We start from the raw sequence: 25552 nt of genomic DNA, 5'->3' as shown, positions 1-25552 counted from the left end.
TCACAAATGATAAAAAAAGATTAAAAATACTATAAATTATTCAATAGACTGTCTAAATTTATAACAAACAGATTTTAACAGGAAAAAATAACTTGTCTTGATAAAAAAAAATAGATATTATGCACCGCACTTAGCGACCGTAGCTCAGTTGGTTAGAGCACCACCTTGACATGGTGGGGGTCAGTGGTTCGAGTCCACCCGGTCGCACCATTTAATCCTTTCAAACACTGTTAAATTACCTCAATATCCCTTTTTTTACATACAATTAAAATATTACTTAACATTCGGCTTATGCCATTTTGTATCATACTAAATAAACTAAATTTTCATATATCTGCTTTTAAAGAAATAACTTAAATATTCCAAACAAATATGCCCTATTTATCTTCTTTTTTATTTAAAATTTTTTGAATGATCGGTCTTTGTAATTCCTTCTCAACCCATAATTCTGTTTCTGTCATTGATTTCTTTTCATAATTTATTTTCTTTGATTTCTTTATAATGAGGTAAACAGAATAAATAATAATTGAAACCAACCAAATTAAAACATAATAAATACCATTTCTATTTGTTAGAATAAGAAAAAAACTAATACCTAAACCAATAATAAATAAGAAAAACAATAGAATTATTAGATCAATTTTTATCCCCGTAATAAAAACATCAATAATAAATTTAAACATATTTTGCCCTCATTGATTTATTATATCTAATATCAATCAAAAGATAACATCATAATAATTAGTCAATATCCAAACAATGCAATTATTCACTTCTATTTTTATGATTTTCATCACATTTTTCAATATAAAACTACTCAATTAGTTAATAGATTAAATTACTAATTTATCTTTTTTCTTTAATTGATATAATCAAAAAACTAATAAAATTACAAATTTGTAATTTTTATTTATTTTTTACTGCCTTGATATACTTTCTCAAAATTTTTAAAGAGGTATCAATTAATGACTCAACATTTCTCAACAAAAGAAATTCATCAAATCGCCTTCGCTTGTTTTTATAAAGGACTTGAAATATTCGCCCCAGATAAAGAAGAATTAGAAAAAATTAATGACTATTTGCCATCTGAATTAAACACAGCCTTACATCCTAAAAATATAGAAGATATATTGACTGAAGCTAATCAAATTGCTTTAGGTAATAATCAACACAATAATCATTCAAGTTCAGAACTTTTTTCTTTGTTTGAAAATATTCACTTAAAACAAACACCTTCAGTAACTAAACCTTCCTATTTTTATCCAATAAACCAAACAACGCCAACAGCAATCTTTCCAATAAATAATCAAAATATCGACATAAAAGAAGAAAAATTAAAGCTATGGGAAGCATTCTTAGAAGGATTAAAAGATATTCCAACTTCACATCGTTCTAATTTATTAGTATGGTTGGATCATTTTGATACCGCATTACAATGTTTCACAAGTCAACTCCCTAGTGAATTTGCCGAAGATATTTCACTCTATGATCATTATAAAACGATTACCGCTATTGCTATAGCTTTAGCATATCCTAATGAAAAAAAAGAGATATTATTAATACAAGGTGATTTCTTTGGAATACAAAATTTTATTTTTTCAGGGGGGAGCCAAACCAATAAAAATTCAGCTAAATTATTAAGAGGACGCTCATTCCAAGTATCCCTATTTACTGAACTTGCAGCTTTAAAACTTTTGGAAGCCTGTAATTTACCGAGTACAAGCCAAATAATGAATGCTGCTGGTAAATTTTTAATCATTGCACCCAATAATGATTTTATACATTCACAACTAACTAGCGTACAAAAAGAATTAAACCAATGGTTTATTACCAATACCTATGGATTAGCAGGTATTGACATCGCAACGCAAGTAGTACAAAACGATCAACTTTCGAATGGCAATAAATTTAATCAATTATTAAACACCTTATATGAAAAATTAGAAGAAACAAAATTACAACGCTTATACCTTACAGAAAATGAACAAACTGTATTAAATGTTGATTATTCAAAAGGTATTTGTGAATTAAATCATTACTTTCCTTCTGTAAAAAATAATCGCTCATCAATATCGAATGATCAAATTAAAATCGGTGAATTATTAGTTAAAAACGATTACATTATTGTTTCAGACTATGATAGTGAAATTTATAAAAATAACCAAACTCAATCGCTTGAAATGAATATTTTTGGTTTTGGTATTTCTTTCTCAGAAAAAGATAAAGACAAAAAAGAATCGGCCAGTAATTTTGGAAAAGTCACAGAATACCAACAAATTCATCGTTTTTGGGATATTTCAATACCACAAAATTTAAATAAACCAAATTGGAATGGCTATGCAAAACGCTATATTAACGCCTACATTCCAAAATTTAAAGAAAATGGTATTACAGATGATAATAAATACAAAAATATTGAAGAAGAAAATAAAAATTATAATGAGAATCAAATAAAAACCTTCGATTACCTAGCCTGTGAGGATAGAAAACCTGATAACAATCAAAATTATATCGGTCAAATAGCATTAATGACTCTAAAAGGTGATATTGATAATTTAGGTACAATTTTCCAAAAGGGATTAATGAAAAATAATCTTGCAAAAACGACCGCACTTTCTCGTCAAATGAATTTCTTTTTTAGTTTATGGCTTCCTGCCTATTGTGCTGAGAATTTTCCGAATACTTACACTGTATTCGCAGGTGGAGATGATTTCTTTTTAATTGGTCCTTGGTACTCAATCCAAAAACTGGCTACGGATATGCAAAAAGAATTTACTCGTTATGTTGCTCATAATACAGATATTCATTTTTCTATTGGAATGGTAATGACGAAAGTAGGGATTCCTATCCCTCGTCTAGGTCAACAAGCAGAAGACGCTTTAGAAAAAGCAAAAAAAGTAGAAGGAAAAAACGCCGTTACTATTTATCAACAATCAATTAAATGGGCTGATTGGCATAAACTTAATGAATTAGAGCTAGAAATCAACCGATTAGCAAATGACTACAATATCTCAACGTCATACCTATATTCTTTAATTCGGTTATCTAAACAAGCAGAGAATACCAATAACAATATTGAAAATACAATGTGGCGTAGCCGTTTTTATTATCGTACCGCTCGCTATGTATTGGATAAATTACCAAAGGAGAAAAAGGATCTTGCTCTTACACAAATCATAAAATCATTTGGTGACCTTGGTATTGAAAAATATAAAGGTAAATTCACTATTCCATTATTTAATTATTTTTATCAAAAACGTGAATATTAAGGGGAAAACTATGTATAACATAATAGAAAAAATAAAATTTGGTTCAAATAAATCTGAAAATATTTTTTCAGATATTGCAGAAAAATCAGCTGAAAAAATTAAGATGCGTAAAGGAAAATATAATAAAACAACTCAATTACGCAAGTTTTATGATGAGCTTTCCATGTGGAATGAAAAAGTACAACAAAGTAAAGATAAAAAAGGTAAAGAGAATAAATACAATGAATTAATTCCATTTATAAAAATGTTAAAAGCAAAGGTAGCTTATGCTGAAAGCAGAGAATACGTTGATGAGCAATTTCGTCAAATTTTTAATAAATGTATCGATCAAATCAATTCACCAGAAACACTGAGAGATGCCAAACTCTTTATGGAAGCTGTAATGGGTTATTGCAAACTTTATGAAGCTAATAAATAGAATAAAGGAGAATTTAAAATGAAATTAACAAATATTGTAGAAATTAAAGCAACATTGGTATTAAAAACAGGTTTACATATTGGTGCTGGCGACAGTGAAATGCACATTGGTGGTATTGATAATGGCGTAATAAAAAATCCTATTACACAACAACCTTATATACCCGGATCAAGTTTGAAAGGAAAAATTAGAACTTTATTAGAATGGCGAACAGGCGAAGTCAAAAAAGAACCACTTAGTTTAGCACAAGCCAAAACAGCAAGAGATCCAGAATCAGTTAAAGATATTCTACGTTTATTTGGAATCAGTGGTGATACTAAAAATCAGGATGAAGAGGTTACTGAAATTGGTGTTTCTCGCCTTGCATTTTGGGATTGTGAATTATCAGAAGATTGGAAAAAACAACTGGAAGATGAAAATCTTTCCGCAACAGAAGCCAAAAGTGAAAATACTATCGATCGCATCACTTCGACTGCAGGAAACCCAAGACAAACAGAACGAGTGCCAGCTGGAACTAAATTTGATTTTAAACTTACATTACGACAATTTGAAAATGATAAGCCAGAATTACTTGATCTCACACTAAAAGGATTACGTTTACTTGAACTTGATAGTTTGGGCGGAAGTGGTTCTCGTGGTTATGGTAAAGTTGAATTCCAAAATTTAACAATAAATGGTGAAAATAAAGATATTAGTACAATTAAACCATTTGAATAAGGAGAAGGCGGAATGAAAACCCATCGTTTCACTATTCAAACATTAACTGCCTTTGGAACACCACTAGTTGGAGATAGTTTATTTGGACAACTATGTTGGGCTATTGTACATACCAAAGGAGAAAGCCATTTAAATAATTTATTAAATGGCTATGATACAAATCAGCCATTTATGGTGGTGTCCGATGCAATGCCACATAATTATCTTCCTCTACCAACTTTACCTTCTAAATATTGGAAAGTTGGAGAAGAACAAGATAGAAAAAAACTAAAAAAGAAACAATGGATTGAAATTGAATGTACTAAACAATCTATTGAGCTATGGCAACAAAATGCTAAAGCTGAAAATGAAATAATGCAAAAAGAAATACATAGTCATCTTCATAATACGTTAGATCGACAAAACAATACCACTGGAACTGGAATGTTTGCACCATATAGTCAAGATGAAATTTGGTATAAGCCAAATACTACTCTCGATCTTTACATTGTTTTTGACGAAAATCGTATAAGTTCGGAAGAAATTAACTCATTATTAGAAAATATTGGGAAATATGGTTTTGGAAGAGATGCCTCTATTGGGCTAGGTAAATTTAGTGTAACAAACACAGAATCTTTTGAGTATCATCAAAATACGGAAAATGCTTATCTCACTCTTGCGAACTGTAGTCCTGCCAATCTAAATTTGAATAAAGAATTTAGTTTTTATCAAATTACTACTCGATTTGGACGACACGGTGATATTAAGGCATTAAGTAATAACCCGTTTAAAAAACCAATTCTACTTGCAAAAACGGGAGCAGTATTTACACCTAAACAATGGGAAAATAAGACTTTTTTAGGGAATGGCTTAAAAAATATTTCCTATTCACAAAATGATGCCGTACATCAAGGATATGCACCAGTGCTTCCATTAACTATTGAATTTGAAAATAAATAGGATTATTTATGCAAAAATTTATGCAGACTTATAAAATTTTCTTAACACCACTCAGTCCAATTCATATTGGTTGTGGCGAAGATTTTGAACCCACAAATTATATTATAGATTCAAGTGAAAATATGCTATATCACTTTGATCCTAGTAAATTAAATCTTTCTGAAAAAGAAAATAATGATTTACTAGATATCCTCAATAATGAGAGTTTATATAATAAAAATAATGAAATTCTTTTTAAAATAAATGATTTTTTTTCACAAAATCATACCATCGTACAAAAAATAAAAAAAATTGCACATTTAAAAATTGAAGCAAGCGATATACTAACTAAAGAATGGATTGAGAAAGTACTTAAAAAGGATAGAAATGTATTCAACAAAATGTTCCTATCTAAACATGCCTATTTACCTTATCAAAAACAAACTTATATTCCAGGTAGTAGCGTAAAAGGTTCATTGATAACAACAATTCTGAATGAAATAAATATTTCAAATCTCATTGATATCACCGAATTACTAGAGAAAGAGAAAGAGAAAGAGAAAGAGAAAGAGAAAGAGAAAGAGAAAGAGAATAATTTTGATTTATCCACTGAACTTTGGAAGAGTTATATAGGTGATTTCAATAATCTCGAAAATAATTCAGAAAAAATACTCACTCAAAATATCAAAATATCTGATTTTATTCCTATAGATAAAGTTTTCTCAAAAATTTTATACTCTATTAATGTAAGAAAAGAGTTAAAAGAAAATAAAAAATCTCTCTTTCAAAATCTTTCTAATCGTTATGAAGTAATTATTCCTGGGCAATATAGAGCTTTTTCTAGTAGTATAACCTTATTAAAAGGTAATGAGAAAAATTCATTAGAAATATCAAAGCTTTTTAATTTATTAAATAGTTTTTATAAACCTATATTTGAAAGTGAATGTGATCATTTAATTAAGAATAATATTATTTCTAAAGACTACATGGAACGTATAAAACTATTACTTTCAAATAATGATATAGCACTAATCCGATTAGGTAAAAATGGTGCTGAATCTAAAGTTTATCAAAATAAAAAATTACGTAAAATATCAGTAATGATAAGCAATAAAAATGGTAAAAGAATTGATGAAATTAAGACCGAATCAAATACATATTGGCTTGCCTCAGAATCCCAAAAGCAAAATTCTAATATTCAACCTTTCGGCTGGGCTATACTTGAGTTGGATAATAATGATAATTCATCTGATAATATTCTTTTAAAAGAATGGTGCGATAAACAACCTAAAACAAAATTACAAAAACAATACATAACACAAAAACAAGAAGAACAAAAACGTCTAGAATTAGAAAAGCAACGCCAAGTTGAAGAACAACAAAAGCAAGATCGATTAAACTCAGCGACTGAAAATCAAAAAACGGTTATTCATCTTAAAGAAAAAATTGAAAAAGTAAAAGAACGTCAAATAGATAGAAATGGTTCCCCATTATTACAAGAAAGTTTAAATATTATGAAAGATGCTATTCATTCTTGGTCTAATGCTGATAAATCTTATTTAAAAGAAAATATTACAATGGAATTATTAAAATCTAAAATTGATATCACTATAAAAGTAAATAAAAAAGAACTAGAAAAACTACTTACAAAATTGGATAGTATTTAATGAATATTTCATCATTACCAATCGCTCGTTATCAATTAACATTTCAGGTAACTCAACCATTTGAGTTGCCTGAATATTCAGGTTCTACAATCCGTGGTGTATTTGGTCGTGCATTGCGTAAAATTAGTTGTATGACAAAGGAAGATAATTGTAAGGAATGTGCATTATATCGCACTTGTCCTTATACAAATATATTTGAAACTCCTGCACCTGAAACACATCAAATACAGCAATTTAACCAAGTACCTAATGGCTATATTATTGAACCGCCAGATTGGGGACATAAACAATATCAAATAAACGAGATGATATCATTTAATTTAGTATTATTTGGTAAATTAATCGAACAACTGCCTTTAATTGCCTTTGCTTTCAAACGTGCCTTTGAATACAACATAGCTGGTGGAAAAGCGAATTTGATGGATATTGCAGTGAATTTACAAAATACTAATACTTACCAAGGTATTTTAATTAATGGCAATATACAAGATCATTCATCACAAATTACATTACCTACAATATTACCAACAAAACTTATTTTAAACATTGAAACACCATTACGATTACAAGAAAATGGGAAGCCTTTAAGACCAAATACAATTACACTACCACGCTTTTTAATTAGTTTAGCGAAAAGAATTTCGCTTGTTAGTGAATTTCATCATCAACCACTCAATCTCAATTTTGAGGATTTGATTGCTTCAATATCTGAAATTAAAGATAAAAAATCATTAAGCTGGCAAGATTGGACAAGATATTCCTCAAGGCAAAATCAAAAAATGACTCTTGGTGGCGTAGTCGGTCAATGGGAATTAGATAATGTACCAACACAATGGGTAACATTACTCTATATCGGTCAATGGCTACATTGTGGAAAAAATGCAACCTTTGGGCTAGGAAAATACAGAATTACAAATTTGTAAAAATAATTTATATAAAAAATCATTAGTAAAATAACCGCACTTATTTATAGGAGAAAAAAATGACTGTGTGGTTTATATCAAGACATCAAGGAGCTATCGACTGGATAAAACAACAAAATATCCAAATAGATCTTTTGAAAAACATCTTGATATAAATGACATTCAAGCTGGAGATATTGTCATAGGCACACTGCCTATTCATATTGCAGAACAAGTTTGTGCCAAGAAAGCAACATTTTATTTTCTCTCTGTTAATGTATCGCAAGAACAACGTGGTCAAGAGCTAACGAGCGAACAACTTGTACAACAAGGTTGTAGTATTCAACCATATTATATTCAAAAACTTTAATCTCAAGGAGAGAATTATGAAATTTGACATTCACTTTTGCCTTGTATCTGATCAAGCAGCTGCTAATTTACTACCTATTTTGGATAATAATTTTAAACCTAAAGAAGCTATTTTTTTAGTTTCTAAATCAAGAGAAAAAAAAGCTGAATATCTCAAAAGTGCTTTTAAGGATAAAGGCATTACGGTCATTATTGAATATTTAGAGAATGAGTTTAACTTAGACTTATTAGAAAAAAATTTTTTAACAATAATAGAAAAATATAAGGAAAAAAATATTGCTTTAAATGCAACTGGTGGTACCAAATTAATGTCTATTATAGGTGTTAAAATATTTGATGCCATAAAGAAACCTATCTTTTATCTTAATACAAGTAATAATGAAATTATTTTTGTTTCTAAAGAAAATAACCAATATCGATCTGAAAAATTACAAACTAGAAATGATCTTGAAATTTATTTTTCCTCTTATGGTTTTAAGATTAATAGAAGCACTTCAAAGGAAAAAGTACAAATAAATATTCCTGAAATTGAATGTTTTATTCAAGAATATAAAAAATACAAGGAATTAATTCCCAAATTAAATTCTTATGCTTCTAAGGTAAAAAATAATAAAAAAGAAAATAAATATAAAGTAAAAATAAATGAACAAGATGAAAAAATAAATGATATTGAAAAATTACTAGTAAAGTTAAATAAAAATAATTTGATAGAATATAATCAAGATAAAATAATAAATTTTAAAAATGACCAAATAATAAGCTTTATAAAAGGTGGTTGGTTAGAGCTCTATATCTATGATAAAACAAAAAGTCTTTTAAATAGTGACAACATAGAAGAAATAGAAAAAATCATTGATTGTAATATCACCATAAAATACCCTGAATATAACAAAGACGAAGAAGAAGATCATTCAGATAATCTAGGAAAGAAAAATGAATTTGATATTGTATTTATTACCAAAAACTGCCTACATATTATTGAATGTAAAACGGGGAAGATTAAAGGAGATACAGCAGATAAAATTCTTTATAAGCTACATGCACTAAAAAATTATGGGGGATTAATGACTAAAACTTGTTTAGTAACCTATTCTGAAGTATCACAAGTAGTAAAAAATAAAGCTGACCATTTAAGGATTAAAATTATCCAAGGAAATGAAATAAATAATTTAGAAAATGAACTACAGAAATGGATTGGACTAAAATAAACAACATTAAATTTTTCTCCATTCTATCTTAAGCACTGCTTATAAAATAAATATATATTTTAATTATGAACAGTTCATAGTGATCTTTTATATCTACAAATTAGAGTCTATAAGATATTAATACGAATTATCTTAAAAAAGCTAATATAAAAAACTTAATCACACTTTATATTCCAATAATGTTTATGAAATATAGAACTCGTTACCTTATTACATACGATATATCCGATCCTAAACGGCTATATAAAATACATAAAAAAGTGAATGCTTATGCAATAGGAGGACAAAAATCCTTTTATGAATGTTGGTTAAATGAACGAGAATTTAAAGAACTTAAAGAAAATATTACCGCACTTATTGAAGAAGCCGATGATAAGATATTTATTTTTCAATTAAATAAGGACACAACCCCCATTTTATATGGAAAGGCTAAACTACAATCAACACAACCTTTTTTAATAATTTAGAGGTAAAATATGTCTAGTTTATATATCGATCGCAAAGGAATAGAATTAAGACTAAGTGGTGAAACTTTAGTTTGCTACGAAAATAATGAGCGAGTAGGTACGATCCCCTTAGCTCCAATTGATCATATTTATCTTAGGGGAGATGTAACCTTGAAAGCTTCACTCCTAGCCAAATTGGGTGAAAAAAATATCGGAATTATTTTTCTAAAAGGTAGAAAAAATACACCGACACTTTTTTTAAGCCAGCCTCACAACGATGTAATACGTCGCTTTACTCAATATGATCTAGCTTACAATGAAATATTTTGCTTAAACTTTGCAAAAAGTTTAATTAATCTAAAAATAAACACACAAAAAATTTGGTTATATCAAGCAGCAGAACATAAACCAGAAAAAAGATATATTCTCACAATGAAAGCGACTGAATTGAAAGCATTAATGGAAAAAATTGCCACCCAAAATACTCTTGCTGAGTTAAGGGGTATAGAAGGAAAAGCAGCAGCTGTTTATTTTTCTGCGTTAAGCAGCTACTTGCCACCATCTCTTGGATTTGAAGGACGTAATCGAAGACCACCAAAAGATCCCTTTAATGCGGTTCTTTCATTAACTTATACCCTATTACATAGTGAAGCTATATTAGTAGCTTATGGTGCGGGGCTTGATCCTTATATTGGCTTTTATCATAGTATAAATTACAGCAGAGAATCCCTTGCCTGTGATTTAATTGAACCACTTCGTCCACTCGTCGATAATTGGATACTTGGTTGTTTTCACCAAGAAATATTAAGAAAAGAACACTTTTCGAACACCCAAGAAGGTTGTTTTTTAGGTAAGACTGGACGAATAAATTTCTATCAAGAATATGAAAAAATCATTGTAACTTGGCGAAAGATACTTACAGAAAATTGTTACGATTTAGTTAATATATTAAAAGGAATAAATCTGACCGCACTTCCGCAGCGTCGTCTAATCCAACAATCAGAAATTGATAAAATACAATTAGAAGAAATCATTACTCAACGTATAGAAACCTATTACTTTAATCAACAAACCATGTTAAGTAATATTCAATTTAATTTTTAATTCATCAAGGAATAAAAATGCAATATTTAATTGGCTATGATATCTCAGATGAAAAACGCTTACAAAAAATACACCGACGCATGCAAAAATATGCGACTCCTATCCAATATAGTGTTTTTTTGTTTGAAGGCGATCAACATAAACTCCAAGAATGCTTAAAAACTATCTTAACTATTCTAAATAAAAAAGAAGATGATTTACGAATTTATCCGCTTTCTAAAAACTCAAATCAATGGAAAATAGGTAAACCAATTTTACCAGAAGGCATTATTTGGACAGCTTTAACATAACAAAATTATATCGTATCTTTATTTAAAATAAGGTAAAATATACTACATAAAACAAGCAGTAGATCATTAGATTGTTTATTTTTAAATCAATTCAATACCCAACGAATCATTGGTACAAAAATTTTGGGAAAGTCTTAGCTAACCCATTAAAAAACAAACAAAATATAACTATCTGCAGTCGAAAGACACCGCCCTGTACGAAAGGGATTAAGACTTATTGCAATAGTTGCAGCTGGTGCTGGGTTAATGTCGAAAGACACCGCCCTGTACGAAAGGGATTAAGACTGATTAGCTAAATTATAATCTCCCTTAGTTTCGTGTCGAAAGACACCGCCCTGTACGAAAGGGATTAAGACCAGGTTAGTGCAATGGTATAAGCAAGCTTAACGTCGAAAGACACCGCCCTGTACGAAAGGGATTAAGACTGATGAAACGTCATAGTTTTTCTCCTATTTTTTAGGTCGAAAGACACCGCCCTGTACGAAAGGGATTAAGACACACTTCGGCACCGGAATCAATAGTAATTTTTCTGTCGAAAGACACCGCCCTGTACGAAAGGGATTAAGACATTGAATATACACCATACCCTACTTGTCGTTCACTTTGTCGAAAGACACCGCCCTGTACGAAAGGGATTAAGACATCGGTACAGAATTTAATACCGCATTTCGCCATGTCGAAAGACACCGCCCTGTACGAAAGGGATTAAGACTTGTTGGTAGTTTTTTACTTTGTGCCTGTTGTACTGTCGAAAGACACCGCCCTGTACGAAAGGGATTAAGACGAAGTTGGGGTTTCAAATCCGGGGATTGTAGTTAAGTCGAAAGACACCGCCCTGTACGAAAGGGATTAAGACACAAACTCGTCCATTTGTTTTACAATACTGTCTTGTCGAAAGACACCGCCCTGTACGAAAGGGATTAAGACTCTTCCGGCACAAAATCCTCAGGCTGAGCTTTGTCGAAAGACACCGCCCTGTACGAAAGGGATTAAGACAAGTTTATTATGTAGCTTCTCAAAAGCTTCAAAGTCGAAAGACACCGCCCTGTACGAAAGGGATTAAGACGGCTCTATTATTTCTGATACTGTTGCATTTTCGTGTCGAAAGACACCGCCCTGTACGAAAGGGATTAAGACTCATGTAATTGGCGGTATTTTTCTTCACTAAACTTAGTCGAAAGACACCGCCCTGTACGAAAGGGATTAAGACTTTTTACCTCAATTCTTGCTTAATTGTTTGCGTCGAAAGACACCGCCCTGTACGAAAGGGATTAAGACCCGCCAGGCATATCGGAGTCATCGTAGCGATTAATGTCGAAAGACACCGCCCTGTACGAAAGGGATTAAGACGTGATTCCTCGTAAACACCGACTAGCAATAGTGTCGAAAGACACCGCCCTGTACGAAAGGGATTAAGACTTTTTCACCGGTGGCTGCGCCTGAGGGTGTACGTCGAAAGACGCCGCCCTGTACGAAAGGGATTAAGACATATTTTTCTACTATTTCCGCTTGCTTTCTAAAGAAGTCGAAAGACACCGCCCTGTACGAAAGGGATTAAGACAATGCTCTAGACGAACTAGACCTAGTTCTAGGACGTGTCGAAAGACACAGCCCTGCTCGAAAGGGATTAAGACTTCAGAGTGAGTTTAACCCCAAACGACTCTAAGGTCGAAAGACACAGCCCTGCTCGAAAGGGATTAAGACGTTGGAACGAGTACTTCTCTAGAATATCTCTATTCAGTCGAAAGACACAGCCCTGCTCGAAAGGGATAAACATTAGTGTTTACTTGTAGCTAAGTAAAATTACCAGTTTTCACATATCTAGCACATAAATATAGATAACATTTGATTTGATGAAGCAAGGAAGGCAAAACATTATTTTGAATATATTAGGAAACAAAAAAGCCTTTTATCACTAAAAGGCTTTATAAAAATAAGATCGAATTAATTATTGACGTTTTCCACCAAATCCTACATATACGGCACCGTCTTTAGTGACGTGTCCAATAACTTCTTCACCTTTTGGTCCAACAAAAGCACCGTCAAACTTACTTTTAACATCTAGATAAGAGGCATCACCATAAAATATAGGGTTTTTACTAGATATTCTTCCATTTGTTAAATTAATATCAGCTATTGGTTTTCCTGATTCTAAATGTCTATCGTAAATTTTACCAGTTAAGGTTTTATCAGAAAAATTAACATCTAATTGTAATTTACCTCTTGTTGCAACACCTAAAGACTCTCCTTTATAGGTAACAGTCCCTGATTTTGGTAAATTATTAATATCGGTAAAAATAGCACCGAATTCTTGCTTACCTTCAAGATTTACATTAATTGCCTGCCCATATTCATCATATTTTAAATTATTTGGGATCAAAGTATCAAAGATATAATACACACCATTAAGAATTTTTACTTTGCCTTCTTTTACCTTTACCTCATTAAAACCGACAGGCATATTAGCAAGTTCAAGTACAGAACCATCATCCAATTCAATAGTTTTCATCTCGATAACTTGTTGTTTTAAATCATCTACGACAAAATCAATAGACTTAGTTTTTGTCATTTCCATATTATTGGATTGAGAACTTGAACCACCACTACCGCAAGCCGTTAGAACTAAACCTAAAGAAATAACTAGTAACGTTTTTTTCATTTGTAATACTCTCTTTAGAAAAATTATATTATGTTAAGAAGCTAATATTTCATTAAAAATATTAATTAATTGGGCACGGAATTATACTGCATTACATAAAAGACTCAACTCAAATCTTCTCCAATATTTTTCTTTTCAAAATTTCCCTTTCATCATTGGTTAATGCTTGGTTTTGATGATTAGTGAGAATGAAAAAGTCTTCGGCTTTTTCACCTGTGGTGGTAATTTTCGCACTTAAAATATTTAAGTTTAATTCATTAAAAATTGCACTAATTTCGGCGAGCAATCCTGATTTATCAAGAGCGATAATTTCAATTTCTGTTTGATCCTGTTTTTCGGTATTTAAAAACTTAATCTCTGTTTTTACGTTGAAATGCTGTAATTTTTTATTAAAGGAAAGCGTATTAATTTTATTTATTGATGTTTTATTAGGTAATGACAAAACCTGTGTTAGTGCTTTCTCTAGTTCTCTACGACGTTCAAATTTTACCAACGATCCATCAAGTTCAGTGATGATAAAACTGTCAAAAACCATTCCCGTTTCACTTGTGATAATTTGTGCATCATGAATACTGAATTTTTTCTTACCAATGGCCGCCACTACTTTATAAAAAAGATTAGTTTGATCTTGGCAATAAATAAAAATTTCTGTCCCACCATTTGAAAAACGATTACTTACCTTTACTAAACAAGGACTATTTAGTTCAGATAATAACTCCGTATGCCAAGCAATTTTTTGAGGGTTATTACGCAAAAAGTAGTCTTCTGGGAAACGTTGCCATAATGCTTGAATTTGCGTTTCCGTTAATTGTTTATTTTGGTTTAATATATTGAGTGATTGTTTTTTATTCTGTTCTAACGTTTCTTGAATATTTAATAAGTTTTCTATTCCATATTGGAATTGTTGTTCAGTATATTGATATAAATTGGTCAATAAAGCTCGTTTCCAGCTATTCCATAGGGTTGTATTAGTGGCACAAATATCCGCAACGGTTAAGCAAATTAAATAATCCAAGCGGACTTTATTTTCAACTTTTTCAGTAAAAGCCATAATCACTTCAGGATCTTGAATATCTCGTCGTTGTGCTGTAATTGACATTAATAGATGTTCTCTGACTAGCCATTCCATCGTTTTTATTTCTCGGCGATCAAAACCATGTTGTTGTGCAAAAATAACAACATCTTCCGCCCCCAATTTAGCATGATCGCCTCCCCTACCTTTTGCTATATCATGAAAAAGTGCCACGATATATAATAAAGTGCGGTCAGATAATTGTGAGAATATATTGCTACACAATGGGTGGGTTATTTGACTTTCTTCATCTAAAAAACTTTCTAGCTTTAACATAACACGCAACGTGTGTTCATCAACGGTATAGCTATGAAATAAATCAAACTGCATTAAGCCTTTGATACCTCGCCATTGTGGAAGATAAATACTTAATACACCATATTTGTGCATTAACGAAAAAGCTCGTTTAATCGCATTAGGCTGTGCGAGAATTTTTAAAAATATTTCTCTTGCGATAGCTTGTTCGCTTAAATAACCTTGAAATTGTTCAACGGCAATATAAAGTTTTCTTAAGGTATCAGAATGAATTTCTGCATTTGAGTATTGGGTTAAATAATAAAATAACTCAAGAATAGAATTAGGTTGTTGTGTAAAACAGTCTGTTTTTGCATAGATTTTATTGTCAGTTAAAATAAAATGCTTATCCAATGCAATGCTTTCAGTATTCACTCTTTTCGTCAAAAATGCACTTTCATAATCTTGAATGATAATTTCACTTAATACTGAAATAGATTGTAATGCTTGGAAAAAAGTACGCATCATCTTTTCAACAGGTTGATTCCCCTCCCCTTGATAACCAAGCAATTCGCTCACTTTTAATTGGCGATCAAACAATAAGCGATTATCGTAACGCTTTAAGAGTAGGTGTAAGGCAAAGCGTACTTTAAATAATATGGATTGGCTCGCTTGTAGTGCTTGATATTCTTCTGTACAAATAAAACCTGAATTTAGGATAGTTTCTAAATTTTTAGCCCCTGTTTTTCTTAGTGCAAGCCAATAAAGTAAGTGTAAATCTCTTAGTCCACCAGGGCTATGTTTAATATCAGGCTCAAGATTATAACTGGTGTTATTATAGCGTTGATAGCGTGCTTTTTTTTCGGTAATTTTTGCATTAAAGAAATCCTTTATTGCCCAAAAATCCGCTTGTCCTAAAAGTGCGGTCAATTTTTGATAATTTTTTTGATTTCCAATAAGGTAACGGCTTTCGAGTAAATTTGTCGCAATAGTAATATCATTTCGCCCTTCTTGCTCACATTCGATTAACGTTCTTACCGAATGTCCCACATCAAAACCACAATCCCATAAAAACTGTACAAATTGATGAATTTTTTCTTCAATTTCAGGGCTAATTTTTTCTTGTGATAAAATCAAAAAATCAAGATCAGATAAAGGAAACATTTCTTGTCTCCCATAACCACCCACAGCAATTAAACTCAGATCTCTATATTGATCTAATTTAAAGGCTTGCCAAAGATGAATGAGTAAATCATCGCAAAATTGACTACGATTTAATATTAGCTTATACACCGAAAATTGATTAAATGTTTCTAACTCAAATTGTTTGAGTTGTTGCTTTTGACATTTAATACTGGAAACAGTGAAATTATTCTCGGGCAAATAAGTAAACATTGGTGATCCTTTCCAATTGGCTAAGGTTTAATAATATACTGGAAAATAAAAATATTGTACAAAAAAATAGGACGCCATTTGACGTCCTAAATTATCAAAGAATAAATTAAACATTCAGCATAATACGACTAATTCTTCCTGCTTTCTCTTCTTCTTCACGAATGGTCATCACTTCACAACCTGTTGCGGTTACCACGATTTGATGCTCATATTGTGCAGAATGGCTACGATCTTTGGTTTTTACTGTCCAACCATCGCCCATTAAACGTACTTCTTTTTTGCCTGCATTGATCATTGGTTCAATCGTAAATACCATACCTTCTTTTAAAATGACGCCACCATCATCGGCATAATAATGTAACACTTGAGGATCGCAATGAAACTCTGTACCAATACCATGACCGCAATATTCACGAACGACACTAAATCCTTGTGCTTCCGTATATTTTTGAATTGCTCGACCAATTTCATTTAAACGAATACCTGGTTTCACGGTTCTTATGCCGACATAAAGGGCTTCTTGTGCTGCTTCAACTAATTTTTGACTACGAATATTGGTTTCACCAACAATGTACATTTTTGAATTATCACCAAAATAACCATCTTTAATTACGGTAATATCAATATTAACAATATCACCATCTTTCAGTTTTTTATCATCACTCGGAATGCCATGACAAACCACTTCATTTAGTGAAATACAAGTGGCTTTTGGGAAACCATGATAGTTTAATGGTGCTGGAATTGTTTTTTGTACATTAACCATATATTCATGACAAATACGGTCCAACTCTCCTGTTGTAATACCCGCTTTTACATAAGGTTCTATCATAACTAATACGTCAGAAGCTAATTTACACGCCTCTCGTAATTTAATAATTTCATCTTCTTTTCTTAATGGAATACTCATAAATTTTTCTCTTTTATCAAAAAATAATGTTCAAGTATTATAGCACTCTTCTTAATTCATTTGAAAAATCTTTGATAATTTCTTGAATGGTATCTCTAGTTGTAAGATAATGCTCAGATTAATTTATTTATAGGGAAAAGTAATTATGACAGATATAGCAGTTCCTTTAGTATTTACTGATGCCGCAGCAAATAAAGTAAAATCATTAATTACAGAAGAAGAAAATGCTGATTTAAAATTACGAGTTTATATCACGGGTGGTGGTTGTAGTGGTTTCCAATATGGCTTTACCTTTGATGAAAAAGTCAATGAAGACGATTTAACCATTGAAAATGCTGGCGTTCAATTAGTGATTGATCCAATGAGTTTGCAGTACCTTATCGGCGGGACTGTTGATTATACAGAGGGTTTAGAGGGCTCGCGTTTTATCGTAAATAATCCAAATGCTTCAACTACTTGTGGTTGTGGATCATCATTTAGTATTTAATAAAACTTTTATGGATTTTCAATTCACTTATTATCTTGGCAATATTTTTGCTAAATGCTCAATGGGACACGAAGCGGTTGCAAATTGGCTCAATACAGAAGTGCGGTTAAATCCAGAAATAATTTCTACCGCACTTTCATATTTAAAGCAAGCAAGTAGGCTCTCCCCTTCTGATAAATTACAATTAATTGGTAAAGAATACAGTTTATTTATTAACAGAGATGAGGTAATAATTAAAGCAAATAACCTTGCTCTCTCTGATGATAACCTACTAGAAGAAAACTTTAATTACTATGATGAAGAAAGTATCGCATTCTGTGGTTTAGAAGATTTTTCTCAATTTTTACAATCTTATCTCAGCTTTAAACAAGCAAAATAACTATGACTAAACAAAAAACAAAAAAAACGACTTTGAGCAAAAAACGCAGAATATTACTCTTTTTTACGAAAGTCGGCTTTACTTTTCTTTGTTGTTTAGCTTTTTATGGTATCTACTTAGATGGGCAAATCCGTTCTAAAATGGATGGGCAAATTTGGAAATTACCCGCTGAAGTATATAGTAAAATCAATAGTATTCGTTTATCTGATCACTTATCTCTTGAAGAAATAAAACATATTTTATTAGATAATGATTATCGTCAAACCACAATTATTGCATCCCCTGGTGATTTTAAAATTGAGGGAGATACAGTTGTAATCTTACGCCGTGCTTTTCCTTTTCCTGTTCATCCAGAATCACAACGTGTCTTTCGTTTACGTTTCACTAATAATAAATTAAGCGTTATCGAAGACTTAATCAATGTCAAAGCCATTGATGAATTTAGACTTTCCCCTAAATTGATTGCAATGTTACAATCAGATTCAGAAAAAGAGGATCGCCTTGCTATTTCTTTACAGAACTATCCTCGTTTACTGATTGATACATTGTTATTAACCGAAGATCGACACTTTTATGAACATGATGGTATCAGCCCTACGGGAATTATTCGAGCGTTAATTGCGAATATCAAAGCAGGACATAAAGTACAAGGGGGAAGTACCTTAACGCAACAATTAGTAAAAAATCTATTTTTAACCAATGAACGTTCTTTTTCTCGAAAAATTAATGAAGCCTTAATGTCGATTATTTTAGATTTTCGTTATAGTAAAAATCTGATTTTAGAAACCTACTTAAACGAAGTCTATTTAGGACAAAATGGCGATACACAGGTTCATGGCTTTGAATTAGCTAGTCATTTTTATTTTGGACTACCGATTAACGAGATCAGTTTAGATCAAATTGCTTTATTAGTAGGAATGGTAAAAGGTCCTTCTTTATACAACCCTTGGCGTAATCCTAATAATGCTTTAGAACGCCGTAATGTTGTTTTACGATTGTTATTAGCACATAAAGTTATTGGTAATGAGCTTTATGAGATGTTAAGCAATAGACCTCTAGGTGTCCAAGAAAAAGGAAAAATTAATCGTCAATACCCAGCTTTTATTCAAACATTACAAGCCGAACTAAGAGAACAATTAAGTGAATCAAAATTAGCTAATCTTTCTGGAGCGAGAATTTTCTCAACGCTCGATCCTAAAACGCAAATCAACGCAGAAAGAGCAATAAAATCCAAAGTGCCTGAGTTACAACTAAAAGTTAAAAATCCTTATTTAGAAAGTGCAATGGTTGTCGCTGACTACCAAACAGGTGAAGTAAGAGCCATCGTAGGCGGATTACAAACTAATTATGCTGGATTCAACCGTGCTTTAAGCTCGAGAAGACAAATAGGTTCTTTGGTAAAACCTTCTATTTATTTGACCGCACTTTCAGATCCCGATCAATTTAGGTTGAATACAGCAATTCAAAACCAACCTATTACCATTCATACAAAAGGTAGCCCACCTTGGAAACCTCGTAATTATAGTAAAAAATACAGTGGTTCAGTTATGTTAATGGACGCTTTAGCTCGTTCTTTAAATATTCCTACTGTAAATATTGGTATGAAAGTAGGATTGGATAAAGTAATTGCGACACAAAAAGTAATGGGGTGGAACAAAGTTAATATTCCGCATTATCCAGCAATGCTACTCGGTTCTTACTCTATCTCGCCCTATGATGTAACAAGATTGTTCCAAACTATTGCGAATCAAGGAGAACATATTACATTAGCTACCATTGATAATATTACCGATAATAAAGGTAACCTTATTTATCAACGTGCTATAACCCCTAAACAAGTTGTAGCAACTGAAGCGGCATATCAAACCCTATTTGCGATGCAACAAGCAGTTGAACGAGGAACCGGTCGTAGCTTACATAATGATTTTTCTTATCTTCATATAGCAGGAAAAACAGGTACAACCAATGATGCTAGAGATACTTGGTTTGTAGGTATTGATGGGAAAAATGTTACTACCGTATGGTTAGGTCGAGATGATAATGGCAAGACTAGACTAACAGGTGCTAGCGGTGCATTACAAGTTTATAAAAACTATTTACAATATGGCAATATTTTACCGTTATCTTATCAACAACCAACATCAATCAAGTGGATAGGGATTACTAGTTCTGGTGGCTGGGACTGTTCTAGTGTTCGAAAAATACCAGTTTGGGTTAATAAAGGAACCTCATTTTGTTCTTATGGATATTCTCAAAGCGCTGAAACTACCCCTGTATTAGAAAATATAGAAAAAAGAGAAAGTATTTGGGATGTATTAGATGAAGAAGAAAAATACACTGCACCTGTAGAAGAAGCGATACCAACAAATTAGAAAAATTGATATAAAAAAATTTAATGGGAGCCTATGTCTCCCATTTATTTTATTTGCTATTTAATTTGAATATGAACGGTAATTTCTTCTCGATCATGATAAAGATGTTTTGCTTGAATAATAAAACTTAATCCTTGTTTATCCAAATCATTTGATATTTTATGTAAACATTGTTGTACTTCTAAATAACGTTTTTTCATTGGTAGTTTTAAATTAAAAATCGTTTCTTGACACCAACCGTTCACGAGCCATTTACTGATTAACGCAGCAATACGACTTGGTTTTTCAACCATATCACAAACAAGCCAATCGATTTTCTTACGCTTAGGTGGTTGAAATTTAAATCCATCTTCAGGACAATGTTCAATACGCCCTGTTTCGTGTAAACTGTCAGCCATTTTTCCATGATCTACTGCATAAACAAACACGCCTCGCTTTGCTAACTGATACGTCCATCCCCCTGGACAAGCCCCTAAATCAACCGCATAGGTATTTTCATTCAGACGTTTTGTTTCTTCATGCTTAGGAATAAAAGTTAAAATTGCCTCTTCCAGTTTTAAAGTAGAACGACTAGGTGCTTCAACCGGAAATTTAAGTCTTGGTATTCCCATAAAATAAGGTGAATGATTAGCATTATAAGAATACCCAACATAACAACAATCCGTTTTAGTAAAAAATACATGTAAACTGATGCCGTATTCAAAATCATCAGAATTTAACCAACTTTGTCGCTTTAAGCTCTGCCTAAGTGGTACGGTAAACTTACGACAAAAAGTTAATAACTCTTTTGCTTGGTTAGTATCAGCGGTTTCAACAAACAACGTTGTCGTTCTCTTAAGATTGATCGTATTTTCGATATGACTATATTCTTGTAAAATAGGCGTAATGCGATCATTTAATGGAATATCGTATAATAAATCTGATACAACAATAAGCTGTCTTGCGAAAATTAGCTGATTAATATGAAGTGTTTTTGCGAGCAAATCCGCTTCACCGTTTTGATAACATTCAAAAATAACGTACCCAGAATTATCCACAACCTTAGTAAATCCAAATACACCAAGTGCAGTCGATTTTTCAATAATTTCAGCAGCGACTTCTTTTTCAAATCCTGCTCGACAATATAAAATTAACTTATTCATTCTTAACCTTTAGCCATTTTTGCAATGATCCACTCTTTGAATATTTTAATACAATCATTATTTGCTTTATCTAATTGATTAACAATATAAAAAGATTTTGAATCTCGTAAATTCTTTATCGGTAACACCCTTTTTAAATTACCATTTTCAACTTCTTGTTTCGCCAATATCTTATTTGCTAATACAACGCCTTGACCATGAACCGCCGCTTGTAATGCCATAAAAGTATGGCTAAATAAAGGTCCATGCTGAATATTTAATCCTTCTATTTGTAAATAATTTGCCATATTTTGCCAATTATCCCGACTTTGTATATGAAGAAGTGTATGTTTATTTAAATCACTAATATCATTGATCGGATTTTTCTTTAACAATTTCGGTGATGCAAGAAGTAATAAATCACCTTCTGCTAACTTTTCTACTTGTAAAGTATCCCAGTTACCTTTTCCATAATAAACAGCAATATCAATATCGTCCGTCAAAATCCCCTCATCTCTATCATCTCCTTTTAATCTTACTTCTACATCAGGATAGCGCTGATTAAACTCACTTAATCTTGGTACAAGCCATTGAATACCAAATGTTTGTGGTACACTAATGGTCAAATGACGATCATTTTTCTGAGACAATAATTTGGTTGTCGAATCCGCTAAACGATTAAGTAACTTACTTATATCAGCATAATACGCTTTTCCTAAATCTGTCAGTTCTAATGATCGATTTTTACGAATAAATAATTCTATGCCTAAAAAACCTTCTAATATCTTTATCTGGTGACTAATTGCCGCTTGGGTAACAAAAAGCTCTTCCGCCGCTTTTGTAAAACTCAAATGCCTTGCAGAAGATTCAAATGCTTTTAATGAATTAAGAGGAGGCAAACGTTTATGCATATTTATGTCCTACTTTATGTAATTACTTTATATACCTTTCGGATTAGTTTTTTTTATTACTCAAATTAAAAAATATCCTTTGTTAGCCGAATAAAATGCTAATAGAATACGCGCATACTTAGTAATTAGCACTTCCTTACTCGTTAAAGAATCTAACTCTTAAGTATGATGTTGTGTTTGCATATTGTTCGGAAATCCGAACCAAGTAACCTAGGTTACTTATTTCACTTCCTGTATATATTAACCTCTAGTTAGGTTATTCACGCCACTCTAAATTGGGTGGTGTTTTTTTATGTCTAAATTCTACCATATTGATTAATTAAATAAATCTATTAACTTAATATAAATATTTTATATCCAACTATTTTCAATATTAAAATAATGGTGTAGATTAAAAACATCTTATTTTTAGAATAACAAAGGAAGTAAAATGAGTAAAAATATTGACTGGAAAAACTTAGGTTTTAGTTATGTAAAAACAGATTATCGCTATATTGCTTACTGGAAAGATGGAAAATGGTCTGACGGTGAACTAACCCAAGATAACACATTACGTATTAGTGAGGGGTCAACAGCTTTACATTATGGACAGCAATGTTTTGAAGGTTTAAAAGCTTATCGTTGTAAAGATAACTCTATTAATTTATTTAGACCAGATGAAAATGCCAAACGTATGCAACGTAGTTGCCAGCGTTTATTAATGCCTGAAGTTCCTACCGAAATGTTTATTGATGCCTGTAAACAGGTGGTTAAAGCAAATCAAGATTGGATTGGACCTTATGGCTCAGGTGCAACGTTATATTTACGTCCATATTTAATTGGTGTGGGTGATAACATTGGCGTACACCCAGCTCCAGAATATATTTTCTCCATTTTCTGTTGTCCCGTTGGTGCTTACTTTAAAGGTGGAATGAAGCCAACTAACTTTATTGTATCTGAATATGATCGTGCCGCACCACAAGGTACAGGTGCCGCAAAAGTAGGTGGAAACTATGCAGCTAGTTTGTATCCCGGTAAATTAGCTCATGATAAAAACTTTAGTGATTGTATCTATCTTGATCCACAAACTCATACAAAAATAGAAGAAGTGGGCGCTGCTAACTTTTTTGGGATCACAAAAGATAATAAATTTATTACACCAAAATCCCCCTCTATTTTACCAAGTATCACTAAATACTCGCTACTGTATTTAGCTAAAGAACGCTTAGGATTAGAAACAATAGAAGGAGATATTTATATTAATCAACTAGCGCAATTTAAGGAGGCTGGTGCTTGTGGCACAGCCGCAGTAATTAGTCCTATTGGTGGTATCCAATATAAAGATAATTTCCATGTTTTCTATTCTGAAACAGAAGTAGGAGAAGTAACTAAGAAACTCTATAACGAATTAGTCGGTATTCAATTCGGTGATATTCCAGCACCAGAGAATTGGATTGTAAAAGTTGAGTAACACTCAATTATAGAAAATAACAAGGATAGATATTTGATCATTATCTATCCTTTTTTATTAATATTAATCAAATAAAATTGCGGTTTTAGCTAATCTTATTTTTAATATTTAAAAAGAATAGTACAATTACGTACATTCAAAATATGAACAAATAAAATGATAAGGAGTAAATATGGCAATTTTAATTACAGGTGGAGCGGGTTACATAGGCTCGCATACTGTTGTTGAATTACTCAATGCAAATAAAGAAATCGTTGTCTTAGATAACCTATCAAATTCCTCAAAAATATCACTAGAACGAGTAGAAAAAATAACAGGTAAAACAGTTACTTTTTATGAAGGTGATATCTTAGATAGAACAATTTTACAAAAAATATTTTCTCAACATAATATTGAATCAGTTATCCACTTTGCTGGATTAAAAGCCGTTGGTGAAAGTGTTCGCAAACCACTTCATTACTATCAAAATAATATTACAGGTTCAATTACCCTTGTAGAAGAAATGCTGAAAGCAAATGTCAATAACTTAGTATTTAGTTCATCCGCAACAGTATATGGTGATCCTGAAATAATTCCGATTACGGAAGATTGCAAAGTTGGTGGCACAACTAACCCTTATGGTACATCAAAATTTATGGTAGAACGTATTTTAGAAGACACCGTTAATGCGTATCCTCAATTAAGTGTTGTGATTTTACGTTACTTTAATCCTGTTGGTGCTCATAAAAGTGGCTTAATCGGCGAAGATCCTAATGGTATTCCAAATAATCTTTTACCGTATATAAGCCAAGTAGCCGTTGGTAAATTACCTGAATTATCTATTTTTGGCAATGACTACAACACGCCAGATGGTACAGGCGTTAGAGATTATATACATGTAGTTGATCTGGCGATCGGTCATCTTAAAGCACTTGAAAAACACCAAGATGATCGAGGCTATCATGTTTATAATTTAGGTACGGGTATCGGATATTCTGTTTTAGATATGGTTAAAGCCTTTGAAAAGGTCAATAACATTAAAGTACCTTACAAGTTTGTAGAAAGACGTGCTGGGGATATAGCAACTTGCTACTCTGATCCACAAAAAGCCTTCGAAAAATTAGGCTGGAAAACAGAACATAATCTTGAACAAATGATGCAAGATACTTGGAATTGGCAGAAAAACAATCCTAATGGATATCAAAACTAATTAAAAAATACTTAAAAAATCCACCGCACTTATAAAACACGGTGGATTTTTATTGATTATAAGCC

The 25552-nt window shown here is 31.7% G+C and carries 22 protein-coding genes, 1 tRNA gene, 1 pseudogene and 1 CRISPR repeat array; of the genes and pseudogenes, 18 read left to right on the top strand and 6 right to left on the bottom strand.

Annotated elements, in window-relative coordinates; genetic code table 11:
• The first annotated feature begins 133 nt into the window (after positions 1-133).
• Positions 134-210 (top strand) — tRNA-Val (locus EV697_RS03285).
• A gap of 167 nt (positions 211-377) precedes the next feature.
• Here EV697_RS03285 and EV697_RS03280 read toward each other — a convergent pair.
• Positions 378-683, bottom strand: coding sequence for a hypothetical protein (locus tag EV697_RS03280; protein WP_132022598.1), 306 nt, complete (start codon positions 681-683; stop codon positions 378-380).
• 270 nt (positions 684-953) lie between these two features.
• On the opposite strand from EV697_RS03280, the pseudogene cas10 reads away from it, so the two are divergent.
• The 12 genes and pseudogenes from cas10 to cas2 (EV697_RS03225) all read left to right on the top strand — a co-directional run.
• A pseudogene (gene cas10 / locus EV697_RS03275) lies at positions 954-3269 on the top strand (type III-A CRISPR-associated protein Cas10/Csm1); the annotation flags it as partial.
• Between the two features lie 10 nt (positions 3270-3279).
• Positions 3280-3687: a type III-A CRISPR-associated protein Csm2 gene (gene csm2, locus EV697_RS03270; protein ID WP_132022592.1), complete on the top strand. Its 408-nt coding sequence runs from the start codon at positions 3280-3282 to the stop codon at positions 3685-3687.
• Positions 3688-3705: 18 nt separating this feature from the next.
• A complete protein-coding gene (csm3, locus tag EV697_RS03265; protein ID WP_132022589.1) occupies positions 3706-4404 on the top strand; it encodes a type III-A CRISPR-associated RAMP protein Csm3 in 699 nt (232 codons plus the stop codon).
• A gap of 12 nt (positions 4405-4416) precedes the next feature.
• Positions 4417-5343 (top strand): type III-A CRISPR-associated RAMP protein Csm4, encoded by a 927-nt coding sequence (csm4, locus tag EV697_RS03260; protein WP_132022586.1) that lies wholly within the window; start codon positions 4417-4419, stop codon positions 5341-5343.
• A gap of 8 nt (positions 5344-5351) precedes the next feature.
• A complete protein-coding gene (locus EV697_RS03255; RefSeq protein ID WP_132022583.1) occupies positions 5352-6989 on the top strand; it encodes an RAMP superfamily CRISPR-associated protein in 1638 nt (545 codons plus the stop codon).
• Positions 6989-7912: a CRISPR system precrRNA processing endoribonuclease RAMP protein Cas6 gene (cas6, locus tag EV697_RS03250; RefSeq protein WP_132022581.1), complete on the top strand. Its 924-nt coding sequence runs from the start codon at positions 6989-6991 to the stop codon at positions 7910-7912. The genes EV697_RS03255 and cas6 overlap by 1 nt, the downstream gene beginning before the upstream one ends.
• Positions 7913-7971: 59 nt before the next feature.
• Positions 7972-8067: a CRISPR-associated protein Csx16 gene (locus EV697_RS10060; protein WP_250645947.1), complete on the top strand. Its 96-nt coding sequence runs from the start codon at positions 7972-7974 to the stop codon at positions 8065-8067.
• Positions 8064-8261, top strand: a complete 198-nt coding sequence (gene csx16 / locus EV697_RS03245; RefSeq protein ID WP_424945010.1) for a CRISPR-associated protein Csx16 — start codon at positions 8064-8066, stop codon at positions 8259-8261. The genes EV697_RS10060 and csx16 overlap by 4 nt, the downstream gene beginning before the upstream one ends.
• 16 nt (positions 8262-8277) lie before the next feature.
• Positions 8278-9468, top strand: a complete 1191-nt coding sequence (locus EV697_RS03240) for a Card1-like endonuclease domain-containing protein (RefSeq protein ID WP_132022578.1) — start codon at positions 8278-8280, stop codon at positions 9466-9468.
• Between the two features lie 185 nt (positions 9469-9653).
• Positions 9654-9935, top strand: coding sequence for a CRISPR-associated endonuclease Cas2 (gene cas2 / locus EV697_RS03235; protein ID WP_132022576.1), 282 nt, complete (start codon positions 9654-9656; stop codon positions 9933-9935).
• Positions 9936-9944: 9 nt separating this feature from the next.
• A complete protein-coding gene (cas1, locus tag EV697_RS03230) occupies positions 9945-11018 on the top strand; it encodes a CRISPR-associated endonuclease Cas1 (RefSeq protein ID WP_132022574.1) in 1074 nt (357 codons plus the stop codon).
• 17 nt (positions 11019-11035) lie between these two features.
• Positions 11036-11308 carry a CRISPR-associated endonuclease Cas2 gene (gene cas2, locus EV697_RS03225; RefSeq protein ID WP_132022572.1) on the top strand — a complete coding sequence of 91 codons (273 nt, stop codon included), beginning with the start codon at positions 11036-11038 and terminating at the stop codon, positions 11306-11308.
• Between the two features lie 177 nt (positions 11309-11485).
• A CRISPR array of direct repeats spans positions 11486-13085; the repeat unit is 37 nt; unit sequence GTCGAAAGACACCGCCCTGTACGAAAGGGATTAAGAC.
• Between the two features lie 171 nt (positions 13086-13256).
• On the opposite strand, the gene EV697_RS03220 is transcribed toward cas2 (EV697_RS03225), so the two are convergent.
• The 3 genes from EV697_RS03220 to map all read right to left on the bottom strand — a co-directional run bounded on the left by EV697_RS03220 (position 13257) and on the right by map (position 17578).
• Entirely contained in the window at positions 13257-13967 is a 711-nt protein-coding gene (locus tag EV697_RS03220; protein WP_132022568.1) for a factor H binding protein domain-containing protein, read from the bottom strand.
• A gap of 109 nt (positions 13968-14076) precedes the next feature.
• Complete coding sequence (gene glnD / locus EV697_RS03215; protein WP_132022565.1) at positions 14077-16668, bottom strand: bifunctional uridylyltransferase/uridylyl-removing protein GlnD; 2592 nt, start codon at positions 16666-16668, stop codon at positions 14077-14079.
• A 106-nt stretch (positions 16669-16774) separates the two neighbouring features.
• Positions 16775-17578 (bottom strand): type I methionyl aminopeptidase, encoded by an 804-nt coding sequence (map, locus tag EV697_RS03210; protein WP_132022562.1) that lies wholly within the window; start codon positions 17576-17578, stop codon positions 16775-16777.
• A 145-nt stretch (positions 17579-17723) separates the two neighbouring features.
• Between map and erpA the strand changes: the two genes are divergently transcribed.
• The 3 genes from erpA to mrcB are packed head-to-tail and all read left to right on the top strand — an operon-like array spanning position 17724 to position 20816.
• On the top strand, positions 17724-18065 hold the full coding sequence (gene erpA, locus EV697_RS03205; RefSeq protein WP_132022559.1) for an iron-sulfur cluster insertion protein ErpA: 342 nt from the start codon (positions 17724-17726) through the stop codon (positions 18063-18065).
• 10 nt (positions 18066-18075) lie between these two features.
• The gene (locus tag EV697_RS03200) at positions 18076-18444 is read left to right on the top strand and encodes a YacL family protein (RefSeq protein ID WP_132022556.1); all 369 of its coding nucleotides are present in this window, start codon (positions 18076-18078) and stop codon (positions 18442-18444) included.
• Positions 18445-18446: 2 nt separating this feature from the next.
• Positions 18447-20816, top strand: coding sequence for a penicillin-binding protein 1B (gene mrcB, locus EV697_RS03195; RefSeq protein ID WP_132022553.1), 2370 nt, complete (start codon positions 18447-18449; stop codon positions 20814-20816).
• A gap of 56 nt (positions 20817-20872) precedes the next feature.
• On the opposite strand, the gene rlmM is transcribed toward mrcB, so the two are convergent.
• Positions 20873-21958, bottom strand: a complete 1086-nt coding sequence (gene rlmM, locus EV697_RS03190; RefSeq protein ID WP_132022550.1) for a 23S rRNA (cytidine(2498)-2'-O)-methyltransferase RlmM — start codon at positions 21956-21958, stop codon at positions 20873-20875.
• Positions 21959-21960: 2 nt separating this feature from the next.
• Complete coding sequence (locus tag EV697_RS03185) at positions 21961-22848, bottom strand: transcriptional regulator GcvA (protein WP_132022547.1); 888 nt, start codon at positions 22846-22848, stop codon at positions 21961-21963.
• 430 nt (positions 22849-23278) lie between these two features.
• Here EV697_RS03185 and EV697_RS03180 point away from each other — a divergent pair, with 430 nt between their 5' ends.
• A complete protein-coding gene (locus EV697_RS03180) occupies positions 23279-24298 on the top strand; it encodes a branched-chain amino acid aminotransferase (protein WP_132022544.1) in 1020 nt (339 codons plus the stop codon).
• A 172-nt stretch (positions 24299-24470) separates the two neighbouring features.
• Complete coding sequence (galE, locus tag EV697_RS03175) at positions 24471-25487, top strand: UDP-glucose 4-epimerase GalE (protein ID WP_132022541.1); 1017 nt, start codon at positions 24471-24473, stop codon at positions 25485-25487.
• Positions 25488-25552 lie beyond the last annotated feature (65 nt).

The sequence above is a fragment of the Bisgaardia hudsonensis genome, assembly GCF_004345785.1.
Classification (GTDB): Bacteria; Pseudomonadota; Gammaproteobacteria; order Enterobacterales; family Pasteurellaceae; genus Bisgaardia; species Bisgaardia hudsonensis.
Note: the sequence above shows the minus strand (reverse complement) of the source record. Positions and strands in the feature narration are given on the sequence as shown.